The following is a 13,382-nucleotide window of genomic DNA, read 5'->3' as shown; positions in this document are numbered from 1 at the left end:
ACTTTAGGTGACATAAACGACTCTATAACGATAAATACTCAACACAACAAACTGGAGTAGAACGATGGATAAATCGCTCTCATCGAAAATCTTTTTAGGCTTGTTTGCTGGTCTGGTTCTTGGGACCGCCATTCAATACCTGTTTCAGGGTGTTTCCCTGTTCGACGTGTACCTGTTAGGTGCAGCAGAAGGGGCGGGCGGCATGTTCGTTTCGCTGATCAAACTGCTGGTTGTTCCACTGGTGTATGTTTCAATCGTCTGTGGCATTGTTGATCTTAAAGACATCTCCGCTTTTGGCCGTTTAGGCACTAAAACTTTTGCGCTTTATATCATCAACACCGTGATTGCGATTGCGGCGGCATTAACGGTTGGTCTGATCTTCCAGCCAGGTGCTGACGCAAACTTGGCAGGTACGGTGTCACAAGCGGTGAAACTGACCACCACAGAAACGCCGGATATTTTCTCTCTGGTTGTGAACATTGTGCCAAGCAACCCGGTTCAGGCGTTTGCGAATGGCGACATGCTACAAATCATCTTTATGGCAATTCTGACTGGTTTGGCGATTCAAGCGCTGGATTCTCGTGGTGGCCCGGCTATTCGTACCTTTAAGCTGGCTAACGAAATCATGATGAAGCTGGTTGGTCTGGTGATGAGTCTGGCACCTTACGGCGTGTTCGCTCTGATGACCCAACTGGGTGCAACACTGGACGCGCACACGCTGATGTCGGTGGCGGGTTACGTGGCTCTGGTTGTTGCTATGCTGGTGTTCTGGATCTTCGTTTTCTACCCAATTGTGGTAGGTATGACGACCAGCGTATCGCCAAAGCAGTTCCTGCGTGCTACGCGTGAACAGATTCTGTTCTCACTGTCGACTGCAAGTTCGAATGCAACCATTCCGGTAACCATGCGTACACTGACTGAGAAGTTGCAAGTGTCGAAGTCTGTCGCGGGCTTTGGTGTGCCGCTGGGTGCAACCATGAACATGTCGGGTGTGTCTATCTATATCGCTCTGGCGACTATCTTTGTAGCGAACGCTTTTGGTCAGCCAATTAACTCAGCGGATATCTTTACTCTGGGTCTGACGATTTTGCTGCTGTCTATCGGTGCTGGTGGTGTTCCGGGCGGCGGTGTGGTGATGGTTGGCGTGCTATTGCACCAACTGGGTCTGCCACCAGAAGGTTTGGCCATCATTGCTGCGGTAGACCGTATTAACGATATGTTCTGTACTTCATCGAACGTAGTGGGTGACACTGCCGTTAACACCATCGTGGCGAAAAGCGAAGGTGGTCTGGCGAACGAAGAAGAAGCGCAAGCAGAGCTGGCAACAGAAACTCGTTAAGCCAAAATTTCACCTCTTGTATGAAAAGCGAAGCCGATGCTTCGCTTTTTTCTTACTAAAAATTCAAACTTTTTTCGTTTTTGCCCTTGAAAAGGTATTTGTCGCCCTTATCTATGGGGCATACGAGAAGCAAACATACACGTTTTTGTTTGTGAGCGGGGGTTGAAACCCGATTCTCCATCCCCACATTAGGGGTATAGCAAAACGAACATAGAATTTATTCGGAGATAGCCTGATGGGTAAAATCATTGGTATTGACTTAGGTACTACTAACTCATGTGTTGCTGTGCTAGACGGCGACAAACCTCGCGTAATCGAGAACGCAGAGGGTGAGCGTACAACCCCTTCTGTAATCGCGTACACAGATGGTGAAACGCTAGTTGGTCAGCCAGCGAAACGTCAAGCTGTAACAAACCCGGAAAACACGCTATTTGCAATCAAGCGTCTTATCGGTCGTCGTTATGAAGACGAAGAAGTACAGCGTGACATCTCAATTATGCCTTACAAGATCGTTCGTGCAGACAACGGCGATGCGTGGGTAGAAGCGAAAGGCCAAAAAATGGCTGCGCCACAGGTTTCAGCAGAAGTTCTGAAGAAAATGAAGAAAACTGCGGAAGATTACCTGGGCGAGAAAGTAACGGGTGCCGTTATCACCGTTCCTGCTTACTTCAACGATGCGCAGCGTCAGGCAACGAAAGATGCCGGTCGTATCGCAGGTCTTGAAGTAAAACGTATCATCAACGAACCGACTGCTGCTGCACTGGCTTACGGTCTGGACAAACAGGGCGGCGATCGCGTTATCGCAGTATACGACCTGGGTGGTGGTACATTTGATATTTCAATCATCGAAATCGATGAAGTTGAAGGCGAGAAAACCTTCGAAGTTCTGGCAACCAACGGTGATACTCACCTGGGTGGTGAAGACTTCGATAACCGCATGATCAACTACCTGGTTGACGAGTTCAATAAAGAACAAGGCATCAACCTGAAGAACGACCCACTGGCGATGCAGCGTCTGAAAGAAGCGGCAGAGAAAGCGAAGATCGAACTGTCTTCAGCTCAGCAAACTGATGTGAATCTACCTTACATCACTGCTGATGCAACCGGTCCTAAGCACATGAACATCAAAGTGACTCGTGCGAAACTGGAATCTCTGGTTGAAGACCTGGTTCAACGTTCTCTGGATCCACTGAAAGTGGCTCTGGCTGATGCAGACCTGTCTGTCAGCGACATCACTGACGTTATCCTGGTGGGTGGTCAGACTCGTATGCCAATGGTTCAGAAGAAAGTGGCTGAATTCTTTGGTAAAGAAGCACGTCGTGACGTGAACCCTGATGAAGCAGTAGCTGTTGGTGCTGCGGTTCAAGGTGGCGTACTGGCGGGTGAAGTAAAAGATGTACTGCTGCTGGACGTAACTCCGCTGTCTCTGGGTATTGAGACAATGGGCGGCGTAATGACCAAACTGATTGAGAAAAACACCACGATTCCAACCAAAGCGAATCAAGTGTTCTCAACAGCCGAAGACAACCAGAACGCGGTAACGATTCACGTACTGCAAGGTGAACGTAAACAAGCGAACTTCAACAAGTCGCTGGGTCAGTTCAACCTAGAAGGCATTCAGGCAGCACCACGTGGTATGCCTCAGATCGAAGTGACGTTCGACCTGGATGCGGATGGTATCCTGCACGTATCAGCGAAAGACAAACAAACTGGTAAAGAGCAGAACATCACTATCCAAGCGTCTGGTGGTCTGAGCGACGAAGAAATCGAGAAAATGGTTCAGGAAGCAGAAGCGAACAAAGAAGCGGACAAAAAGTTCGAAGAGCTAGCAACTGCACGTAACCAAGCTGACCAGATGATCCACGCAACTCGTAAGCAGGTTGAAGAAGCGGGTGACGCTCTGCCAGCAGACGAGAAAGAGAAGATCGAAGCGGCGATCAGTGAGCTGGAAACAGCGAAACGCGGCGAAGATAAAGCAGAAATCGATGCGAAAGTTCAAGCACTGATGACTGCTTCTCAGAAACTGATGGAAATCGCTCAGCAGAAAGCTCAGGCACAAGGTGCTGACGCTGGCCAGCAGTCTACTTCTCCAGAAGATGACGTGGTTGACGCCGAGTTTGAAGAAGTGAAAGACGACAAGAAATAATTCTTTGTCATCGAAGGCTTGAATTTGAGAGAATTCAAGCCCTTCACCTTCGGTTCTTTTTTCGAAAAGAACACTCGAAGTTTGATGCGGGCGTTAGGGGAAACTCTTACGCCCGTCTGTTTGTCAGCTTTATCGCTATAGCTAAGAAATCAACACTTTTTATCTATATCGATACAAACACCAAGCGGCGCTTAAGTAGAGCGAAAACCGTTTGCAGTAACAGATTGGTGATCTAGAACATGTCAAAACGTGATTTTTACGAAGTATTAGGCGTTAGCCGTGATGCCTCTGAGCGCGATATTAAGAAGGCGTACAAACGCCTGGCGATGAAATTCCACCCGGACCGCAATCAGGGTGATGCCAGCGCTGCGGATAAGTTTAAAGAAGTAAAAGAAGCGTATGAGATTCTGACCGACCCGCAGAAGAAAGCGGCGTACGACCAATATGGTCACGCAGCGTTTGAACAGGGCGGCGGTGGTTTCGGTGGCGGCGGCTTTGGCGGCGGCGGTGCGGATTTCGGCGACATCTTTGGTGATGTCTTTGGCGATATTTTCGGTGGCGGCCGTCGTGGTGGTGGTGCGCCGCGTCCACAACGTGGTGCGGATCTGCGCTACAACATGGAACTGACGCTGGAAGAAGCGGTACGTGGTTGCTCGAAAGAGATTGAAGTTCCGACTTTGGTTCACTGTGATACCTGTGATGGCAGCGGTGCGAAGAAAGGCACCTCGGCTCAAACCTGTGGCACCTGTCATGGTCACGGTCAGGTACAGATGCGTCAGGGCTTCTTTGCGGTCCAGCAAACCTGTCCTACCTGTCATGGTAAAGGCAAGATCATTAAAGACCCTTGTAACGACTGTCATGGTCAGGGCCGTAAACAGAAAACCAAAACGCTTAACGTTAAAATTCCAGCTGGTGTCGACACGGGCGATCGTATTCGCCTTGCGGGCGAAGGCGAAGCAGGAGAAATGGGCGCACCTGCGGGCGACTTGTACGTACAAGTGCACGTCAGAGAGCACCACATTTTTGAACGTGATGGCAACAACTTGTACTGCGAAGTCCCTGTCAGCTTTGCAATGGCCGCACTGGGCGGTGAAGTGGAAGTTCCAACCCTCGATGGTCGTGTGAACCTGAAAGTGCCGGAAGAAACGCAAACGGGCCGTATGTTCCGCATGCGTGGCAAAGGCGTGAAGAGTGTTCGCGGCGGCGCCATCGGCGACCTGATCGTGAAGCTGGTGGTGGAAACTCCGGTGAAACTGAGCGCGCGTCAGAAAGAGCTGCTGCGTGAACTGGAAGAATCTTGTGGTGGCGATGCAGCCAACAAGCATAAGCCCAAGTCTGAAGGGTTCTTCAATGGTGTGAAGAAGTTCTTTGATGACTTAACCAGCTAATCATTGAACTGAAAAGCCTGCATCTGCAGGCTTTTTTGTTTTCAGTTCCTAGTCCACTGGCGGTGCCGGTGGATTTTTACATTTACGAATTACTGCCAACACGTTACGGGCTCTGCTAATCCTGTACTTCTCAATGAGAGCTGGGAATAAGTACTGCCTGCGCATTTATCCAGATTCTGGCCTTTGTTGGCTTGTGGCGTTGCGGTAATGGTGTATCCCGAGCTGGATACCGTAACACCAACGGAATAACGATCTGTATCACTGCTACATAAGGTGCAGGCACCACCCGATAGCACTCCGGCTGTGGAATAGCCACTGTTGTAATGTTCTTCCAGATACAACTGGATTTTGACCATGTCAGCCATGACCTGCTTACGGTGCCCTTCTTTAACATAGCCAGTATAAGCCGGGTAGGCGATGCCGGACAGAATGCCAATAATCACCACTGCGATCATTAATTCGATCAGTGTCATACCCAAAGAATCGGATTGCCGCCTGTTGCAACGATTTGTTCGAATCATTTCCATTAGTTCCCTGAATCTGCCTGCCTCTATTGTGGATACTGCTAGCATCGGTGCAAGTTGATTCACATTCATCTCATTGTTTGCAAAAGGTTTTGGGAAATGGTTCGCGGGTTTACCTTACTGGAACTACTGATCACGCTGGCTGTTCTGGCCGTGGTGCTAACGTTCGCAGCGCCCAGTTTTGAGCGTTTTTCACAGCAGAATCAGATGCAGACGTTGGCGTCTGAACTGCAAGGATTCATGCTACAAGCCAAATCGGAAGCGGTGTTTCGCAACCAAGATTTATGGGCCCACTTTGTGATGGACAGCAATCCATCTGCATCGGGCCAGTGGACTATTGTACTGAAAGACAGCGATTCGCCTTCCTCTGGAAATACCATTTTGCTGCTCAGTGGCCGGGGATTTCGCAACATCAGTTTGGAATCGCACTTCGGCGCCAACAAAATCAAGTTCGATGGTGTGCGCGGTAAAGTGGTTAACGGCAGCCTCTCATTTCATCCGGTCACCGAGACAAGCAAAGAACTCAAACTACGGACGTCATACAGCGCAAATCGAGTGATGATTTGTGGCAACCAAGGAGCCTTGTATGGTTATCCAGCGTGCACGTAAAAAGCTCCGAGGCGCTTCGCTGATCGAATTTATGATCGCCTCGTTAGTGGGGACGATGGCGCTGGCGATAATCGGAAGTGTGTTTATCAGCAGTCAGCGCAGTGCCGCGCAACGCAGCCAAGAAATTCTGCTGCTGCAAAATATCACTAATGTGATGCAAGGGATGAAAGAGGAGATGTATCAGGCCGGGTTTGATGACGTAAACCGGACTTCCGTGTTGTTATCCGGGGCATCAAGCGTGGTTTATACACAAAGTTTTCCCTCCGTAGTTGGTTTTGTGTATCGCGTGGAATCTGCAGGGGCGGCGGCGTATCGCCATGTGGTTTATCGTCAGGACTCCACGGCGTTGAAGTTGTGCGAAAAAATGCGGGCAGCGCCTTTAACCCCCGCGTCTGCGGCGGATTCTATCGTCGGCGATAGCTGTTATTCACTCTTTGATCCCCGGCAGATATCCGTCACCGCGTTTTCTACCGATACTGACGCGTTATCGGGCGGCCTTGTCAGCGGAGCAATGACCACCATCGCCATTACAGCGGCGTTGACTAACCGTCCGAGTGTTACGCAATCGCTCTCATTTCAAATTCAGTCGAGGAACTGGCAATGAGCTACACCAGTCAACGAGGAGTAGCGACGCTGCTGATTACTTCGATACTGCTGACGGTTGCTTTAGTTGTCACGCTCGGGATGTATAAGAATCTGTTTTTTCAAATCAAGCGCGCGCAGAACGAGGTCAGAGCCAAGCAGCAATTTTGGATGGCGGAAGGTGGACTGGAATGTATCTACAGTGTGACCCAAACGACGCATATGCTGCCGACAGCCAGCCATTATTCCGCCTGTGATTCCAGCGGTTTACTGAGTTTTAGTTATCAGAATCCCGGTCGCGGGCAATGGAAAGTCACCGCGCAGTATGGCTATCAGCATCTGAGTAAAACCATTCGCTATCCGGCCTCTGCGTCCGGTGTGCTCAAAGCCACTTCAAATCTGTATTTTGCTGGCGGGTTGTCGATGTTGGCCGACCCGGGACTCAGCCTGAGGGATAGCCAATGGGCCTGTACCATGTTGCGCTACAGCAAGGAGTTTTATGTGAACGGCACCTTGGCCAACCTTGGGCTGAGTGACACTCACTTGCCGTACAGTGGATTTCCAACCGGTCAAAGCTGTCACGGTGATTATATGACGACTACGACAGCGGGTTATGCCACACCGACGGGCTTGGAAAAGGACTTCGTCAATGATCTTCACCAAACTCCTTTTGAGGATTTGTTCGGTGAAGCGCGCAGCGAATGGTACAAGGTTATGTCTGACCCTCAGTTCAGTAAGATCTCCGCCACCAGTCTGTTTAATGCCAGCGGAGTATTGCTGAGCCAGACTTCCTTGCCAACGCCAGCACCAATCACAAATTGTGGTGAACAAATAGTGCAGCAGATTCAGTTGGGGAAGGATTTGTTGTGGGTTTATGGCAGTTGCCATCTTGAGCACTCAGACTTAACGGCAATCGGTGATGTGATTGATGCGGCTGGCTCGGCGATTGATGGCGTGATCCTGGTCATTCACAACGGTTTGCTTTCAACGGAAGGGGCTCTGACGTTTAAAGGCATGATCTATCACTTTATCTCTCAGGCTGCAGACGGCACGCCGGATTTCGTCCCTTCAGAGACTCAATGGCAGGCTCTGAATCTCACTCAGGCCAACTTACTCAAAAGCGCGGTGGATCATACGCCGGATGTGCTTCCTGCGGTGTCGATTGACAATACGAGCTATTTTCAAACGGGTGCCTTTTACCCGACCGGCGGCTATGTGATGGATGCGCCGGATACCTACGCGGTGTTCAGTTCTTCGATGAGTTTTCAATTCAACCGCGATGCGATTGACGTTCCGCTCAACAAAATCCGCAAGTTCAAATGGCAGAAAGGGTCTTGGTATGGCCAATAGACAACAAGGATTCAGCCTGATTGAAGTGATGATCTCATTTGTCTTAATCGGTGTCGGCGCGTTGGGTTTAGTGAAGCTGCAAGCCTATATCGAACAGAGAGCAGACTTTGCTATGCAGAGCGTTATTGCCCTGAATCTGGCTGAACAAAAACTGGAATGGTTTCGCACTCGCGGCGCATCGTCGGCCAGCCCGACATTAATTGCTGCGGACTTTGACAGTGACATCGTCAGTGGGGAAGACCTGACACACTCAGGATATGTTTTGCGCTGGAGTGTGCCTGCGGCAACGGTATCCGGCTCGTTAAAAACGGTCGTAATGGAGGCGTCCTGGCGGGATCGCCAGGGACAGTCTCAGCGTATCGAGCTAACGACGTCGATATCTCGTTATAGCGAGTATCAGCCATAAATCAGCAGAGTTATGGCATTTTGCGTTGTTTCTTTGCGATTTTTCAATGATGTTGTTTGGCATGTGTTTGTGTGATGTTGTGGTTTTGTGGCTAAATAGCAAAATATGTCTCTAGATATTTCATGATAGGTGGAACTTTGTGCTTGATTGAGTCTTGTCTAATACAATGCTCTGACGCGTAATTGGCCTATCTTGCGCTCTTGTATACCGTGAGACGGCATTCTGTTACGTGGCAGGCTAAGCCGAAATTATTACTAAGGCCTAAAGTAACAACATCTGTCAGGAGTTACGAATGAGTAACCAAGCCGTAAAATCTGCGCCGCCAGCGAACTCAAGTCGCATGGATGGCTTTCTTAATTTCATCGAACGCGCGGGGAACAAAATCCCGGATCCTGCGATTCTATTCTTCTGGGCATTGGTCATCGTCTGGGGTGCCTCTGCGCTGCTATCCAATGTCAGCTTTGACCTCATCAACCCACGCACGGGGGATGCACTGGAGGTTAAAAACCTGCTGACCGGAGAATCACTGGCCCATTTTCTTGCCAATATGGTGAGTACCTTTACCAGTTTTGCTCCTCTGGGTATTGTCCTGGTCGCGATGCTGGGGGTTGGCGTGGCGGACTCGTCAGGCTTCATCACGACCGGTCTTAAGAAAATGCTTAATGTGACCCCGGCAAAATTGCTGACGCCGATGCTGATTCTGGTGGCGATTGTGTCGCACACTGCGGCCGATGCGGGTTATGTGTTGGTGATTCCGTTGGGCGGTATCATTTTCCACGCAGCGGGCCGACACCCTCTGGCGGGGATTGCGGCGGCGTTTGCCGGCGTATCCGGTGGTTTCTCTGCCAACTTCATTCCATCGGGGATCGATCCTCTGCTTGCGGGCTTTACCCAGACCTCTGCTCAAGTATTGGATGCCGCTTATCAGGTGAATCCGTTGGCGAACATCTTCTTCACCGGTCTTTCTTCGGTGATCATTGTGGCGATTGGCTGGTATGTCACCGAGCGCGTGATTGAGCCGCGTTTACAGAAAATGCCAGTCGATGAGGATGCGGAAGCCGCGCCGGATCTGGGATCGTTCACCGCGATTGAGTCGAAAGCTTTCCGTTACGCAGGCGGTGCGATGCTGCTGGGTATCGCGTTGCTGGTGGCGGCCTTGTGGCCGGAAAACTCCGCGCTGCGTTCGCCAGACGGTGAAATCACTGCGTTTTCAGCACCGATCATGAAGTCGATTGTGCCACTGATCTTCATCCTGTTTATTATTCCGGGCATCGTTTATGGCCGTGTTTCCGGTACTTTTAAAAACAGTAATGATGTGATTAAAGCCATGTCAGGGACGATGGCAACCATGGGCGCGTACATTGTGATGTCGTTCTTCTGCGCGCAGTTTCTGGCGGCATTTGGTCAGTCTAATATCGGAACCATGTTGGCGCTGTATGGGGCGGAAGGGCTGAAAGCGCTTAACCTGCCAGGCGAAGCAACGATTGTCGGTATGATTCTATTGACGGCGATGGTGAACTTGTTGGTCGGTTCTGCTTCTGCGAAGTGGGCGCTGATCGGCCCGATTCTGGTGCCGATGTTGATGGCGGTGGGGATTTCTCCCGAGTTGTCTCAGGCGGCGTACCGCGTGGGCGACTCTGTGTCCAACATCATTTCACCGTTGATGGTGTTCTTCCCGCTGGTGGTGGTGTACTGCCAACGTTACGTGAAAGCGACGGGGATCGGCACACTGGCGTCGCTGATGATGCCATTCTCGATTGCGATGCTGATTGGCTGGACGTTATTCCTGCTTGCTTACTGGGCATTGGGCATCCCGCTTGGTATTCAGGCGCCGTACACCTACAGCATGTAAATAAAAGAAAAGCCCGCGACAGCGGGCTTTTTCATATCCGTGCCGTTACTCGGCTTTGAGGTACTTCGCGTGAAACGCCAAATGATCGGCAATAAAGCTTTGGATAAAGAAGTAGCTGTGGTCATAACCAGGATGCATTCTCAGCGTGATATCAATATCCATCTCTTTAGCGACGCTTATCAGTGTTTCCGGCTGGAGCTGCTCTTGCAGGAAGCTATCCGCTTCGCCCTGATCAATCAGAATGGGGGTGCGCACCAAGTGCGATTTAAACAGTTCGACCGCGTCGTAGTGTTCCCAGGCCGATTTGTCGTCGCCCAGATAATGGCGAAACGCTTTCTGACCCCATGGCACTGCCATCGGATGGCAGATTGGGCTGAAGGCAGAAATTGAGGTGTAGTGGTTCTGGTTTTTCGCACCAATGGTCAATGCGCCGTGGCCGCCCATACTGTGGCCGGAAATCGCCTTACGCGTGCTGACCGGAAAATGTGTTTCGATAAGCGCTGGTAATTCATCAATGATGTAACTGTACATCTGATAGTTGGCTTTCCATGGCTCCTGTGTCGCATTGAGGTAGAAGCCTGCACCCAGGCCGAAATCGTACGCACCGTCGGGATCATCGGGTACGTGCTCGCCACGGGGGCTGGTATCCGGTGCGACAATCGCAATGCCCAGTTCGGCCGCTTTTTGAAACGCGGCGGCTTTTTGCATGAAGTTTTCATCGGTGCAGGTCAGCCCGGACAACCAGTACAATACGGGGACTGGTGTGCCCGCGGTGGCTTGAGGCGGCAGATAAATCGCAAAGCGCATGTCGCAGCTCAACACATCCGAATGATGCTGATACTGTTTGTGCCAGCCATCAAACACTTTGGCCTGAGTAAGATTGGTTAAACTCATGGTGACTCCTTTGACGAGGTATTGCCTGCCCAGACAATGTTGCAGTTCTGCTGGCTGCAACATTCAACTATCCGGTCAGCATCGCCCGTCATTGCTGAGGGTTGGCGATTATTTGAAATGGATCACCGAGCGAATGCTTTCACCCGAATGCATCAGCTCAAACGCTTCGTTGATCTCGTCGAGCGGCATGGTGTGAGTAATGAACTCCTGCAGACCAAATTCACCCGCCAGATACTGTTCAACAATGCCCGGCAGTTGTGAACGACCTTTCACGCCGCCAAATGCGCTGCCGCGCCATACTCGACCAGTCACCAGCTGGAATGGACGGGTAGAGATTTCCTGACCTGCGCCCGCAACACCAATGATGACGGATTCGCCCCAACCTTTGTGACAGCATTCCAGCGCCTGGCGCATCACGTTCACGTTGCCGATACATTCGAACGAGAAGTCGACGCCGCCGTCAGTCATCTCGATGATAACGTCCTGAATCGGCTTATCGAATTTCTGTGGGTTGATGCAGTCGGTCGCACCCAGTTGCTTCGCCAGTTCGAATTTCTTCTCATTGATATCGATACCAATAATACGGCTCGCGCCAACCATTCGAGCGCCGATGATTGCGGACAAGCCGATACCACCCAGACCAAAGATGGCAACGGTGTCGCCTTTTTTCACTTTGGCGGTGTTCATGACTGCGCCCATACCCGTGGTCACGCCACAACCCAGCAGACAGATCTCTTCCAATGGTGCTTCTTTGTTGACTTTCGCTAACGAGATTTCTGGCAGCACGGTGTATTCAGAGAAGGTTGAACAGCCCATGTAGTGGAAAATGGGTTCGCCATCTTTGTAGAAACGCGTCGTGCCGTCTGGCATCAAGCCTTTGCCCTGAGTGGCACGCACAGCGCTACACAGGTTGGTTTTGCCTGATTTACAGAACTTACATTCGCCACATTCGGCGGTGTAGAGTGGAATGACGTGATCGCCCACTTCCACGCTGGTGACGCCTTCACCAACCATTTCAACAATACCACCGCCTTCATGGCCAAGGATCGCCGGGAATACGCCTTCAGGATCATCACCAGACAGGGTAAACGCGTCCGTGTGGCAAACGCCTGATGCGACGATACGCACCAGCACTTCGCCTTTACGTGGCAGCATAACGTCCACTTCTTCCATCTTCAGTGGCTGATTTGGGCCCCAGGCAACCGCGGCACGAGATTTAATGAATTTGTCTTGAGACATGGAGTGATTCCTTTTCATACATTGCAATCGAGTGGGGGGCGCGGCTAAACGCCCAACCAAGATTGTCAGTATAGTCCTTTCATTTGGCGGTATAATTGGGTCAAAATGAGAATAACTTTTACGGCATTGTAATAATAAACAACGGATAAGGTGAAATGGCGAGTTGGGAAGGGGTGAGTGAATTTGTTGCCGTCGCAGAGACAGGTAGTTTTACTCAGGCAGCAAAACGCTTGGTAACCTCGGTGGCGAATGTCAGCCGAAGGATTGCGTTGCTGGAAGAGCGGTTGGGGGTCAAGTTGCTGCTGCGTACGACGCGTAAAGTTTCGCTCACCGAAGCCGGTCAGGTGTATTACCAGCAATGCCGTGCATTGCTGGAGGGGCTGGAGCAGGCTGAGCTGACGGTGACTCAGATGCAACAAACGCCGAGAGGTAAACTGAAAGTGACGGCGCCGGTTACCTACGGCGAACAGAAAATTGCGCCGTTGCTGAACGACTTCTTGCTGCAGCATCCGAAGCTGGAGTTGGAATTGGTTCTGACAAACCAGAAACTGGATTTGATTGAGCAGGGCGTGGATGTCGCGGTGCGTCTTGGTCAGTTGGACGATTCCAGCTTTATTGCCCGCCGCCTGAGTAATCGCCATTTGTATGTCTGTGCAACGCCGGACTATCTTGCCCAATGTGGTACGCCGCACACTCTGTCTGAACTGACTAAACACAGTTGTCTGGTCGGGACATACGATCACTGGCGTTTCAAAGAAAATCAGCAGTCGCGCTCGATTCGTGTCAAAGGACGCCTCAGTTGCAGCAGCGGCGTCGTGCTGTTAGATGCGGTGCTCAAAGGTATGGGGCTGGCGCAACTGCCGGATTATTACGTCGAAGAGCATCTGCTTTCGGGCCGTTTGGTCGAAGTGCTGCCAAGCTATCGTGATGACCGGGAAGGGGTCTGGGCGCTTTATCCGCAAAACCGCCATTTATCGCCGAAAGTGCGTTTGCTGGTGGATTATCTGGCGCAGCATTTATCTGCACCGGCGATGCCGCTATAATTGCGCCCCC

At 51.0% G+C, this 13,382-nt stretch carries 12 protein-coding genes; 9 read left to right on the top strand and 3 right to left on the bottom strand.

From position 1 onward, the window contains the following. The first annotated feature begins 64 nt into the window (after window positions 1-64). The 3 genes from DYA43_RS10480 to dnaJ all read left to right on the top strand — a co-directional run bounded on the left by DYA43_RS10480 (window position 65) and on the right by dnaJ (window position 4,873). Window positions 65-1,339 (top strand): dicarboxylate/amino acid:cation symporter, encoded by a 1,275-nt coding sequence (locus tag DYA43_RS10480; protein ID WP_020328126.1) that lies wholly within the window; start codon window positions 65-67, stop codon window positions 1,337-1,339. Window positions 1,340-1,574: 235 nt separating this feature from the next. Next, window positions 1,575-3,485: a molecular chaperone DnaK gene (gene dnaK / locus DYA43_RS10475; protein WP_024374099.1), complete on the top strand. Its 1,911-nt coding sequence runs from the start codon at window positions 1,575-1,577 to the stop codon at window positions 3,483-3,485. A 239-nt stretch (window positions 3,486-3,724) separates the two neighbouring features. Beyond that, window positions 3,725-4,873 carry a molecular chaperone DnaJ gene (gene dnaJ / locus DYA43_RS10470; protein ID WP_020328124.1) on the top strand — a complete coding sequence of 383 codons (1,149 nt, stop codon included), beginning with the start codon at window positions 3,725-3,727 and terminating at the stop codon, window positions 4,871-4,873. Window positions 4,874-4,962: 89 nt separating this feature from the next. Here dnaJ and DYA43_RS10465 read toward each other — a convergent pair whose 3' ends face one another. After that, window positions 4,963-5,400: a type IV pilin protein gene (locus tag DYA43_RS10465; RefSeq protein ID WP_024374100.1), complete on the bottom strand. Its 438-nt coding sequence runs from the start codon at window positions 5,398-5,400 to the stop codon at window positions 4,963-4,965. Between the two features lie 96 nt (window positions 5,401-5,496). Here DYA43_RS10465 and DYA43_RS10460 point away from each other — a divergent pair, with 96 nt between their 5' ends. The 5 genes from DYA43_RS10460 (at window position 5,497) to DYA43_RS10440 (ending at window position 10,196) form a co-directional block, all read left to right on the top strand. Next, window positions 5,497-6,006 (top strand): GspH/FimT family pseudopilin, encoded by a 510-nt coding sequence (locus DYA43_RS10460; RefSeq protein ID WP_024374101.1) that lies wholly within the window; start codon window positions 5,497-5,499, stop codon window positions 6,004-6,006. Further along, window positions 5,984-6,610: a PilW family protein gene (locus tag DYA43_RS10455; RefSeq protein WP_024374102.1), complete on the top strand. Its 627-nt coding sequence runs from the start codon at window positions 5,984-5,986 to the stop codon at window positions 6,608-6,610. Before DYA43_RS10460 ends, DYA43_RS10455 begins: the two co-directional genes overlap by 23 nt. Continuing rightward, window positions 6,607-7,938: a hypothetical protein gene (locus DYA43_RS10450; RefSeq protein WP_024374103.1), complete on the top strand. Its 1,332-nt coding sequence runs from the start codon at window positions 6,607-6,609 to the stop codon at window positions 7,936-7,938. The genes DYA43_RS10455 and DYA43_RS10450 overlap by 4 nt, the downstream gene beginning before the upstream one ends. Next, window positions 7,928-8,344 carry a type IV pilus modification PilV family protein gene (locus DYA43_RS10445; protein ID WP_020328118.1) on the top strand — a complete coding sequence of 139 codons (417 nt, stop codon included), beginning with the start codon at window positions 7,928-7,930 and terminating at the stop codon, window positions 8,342-8,344. Before DYA43_RS10450 ends, DYA43_RS10445 begins: the two co-directional genes overlap by 11 nt. A gap of 292 nt (window positions 8,345-8,636) precedes the next feature. Continuing rightward, on the top strand, window positions 8,637-10,196 hold the full coding sequence (locus DYA43_RS10440; protein WP_024374104.1) for an AbgT family transporter: 1,560 nt from the start codon (window positions 8,637-8,639) through the stop codon (window positions 10,194-10,196). A 45-nt stretch (window positions 10,197-10,241) separates the two neighbouring features. Here DYA43_RS10440 and fghA read toward each other — a convergent pair whose 3' ends face one another. Beyond that, window positions 10,242-11,090: an S-formylglutathione hydrolase gene (gene fghA / locus DYA43_RS10435; RefSeq protein WP_061056776.1), complete on the bottom strand. Its 849-nt coding sequence runs from the start codon at window positions 11,088-11,090 to the stop codon at window positions 10,242-10,244. A gap of 108 nt (window positions 11,091-11,198) precedes the next feature. Further along, on the bottom strand, window positions 11,199-12,329 hold the full coding sequence (locus tag DYA43_RS10430; RefSeq protein WP_024374106.1) for an S-(hydroxymethyl)glutathione dehydrogenase/class III alcohol dehydrogenase: 1,131 nt from the start codon (window positions 12,327-12,329) through the stop codon (window positions 11,199-11,201). A 155-nt stretch (window positions 12,330-12,484) separates the two neighbouring features. Between DYA43_RS10430 and DYA43_RS10425 the strand changes: the two genes are divergently transcribed. Beyond that, the gene (locus DYA43_RS10425) at window positions 12,485-13,372 is read left to right on the top strand and encodes a LysR substrate-binding domain-containing protein (RefSeq protein WP_020328114.1); all 888 of its coding nucleotides are present in this window, start codon (window positions 12,485-12,487) and stop codon (window positions 13,370-13,372) included. Window positions 13,373-13,382 lie beyond the last annotated feature (10 nt).

The sequence above is a fragment of the Vibrio fluvialis genome, from assembly GCF_900460245.1.
Taxonomy (GTDB): Bacteria; Pseudomonadota; Gammaproteobacteria; order Enterobacterales; family Vibrionaceae; genus Vibrio; species Vibrio fluvialis.
Note: the sequence above shows the minus strand (reverse complement) of the source record. Positions and strands in the feature narration are given on the sequence as shown.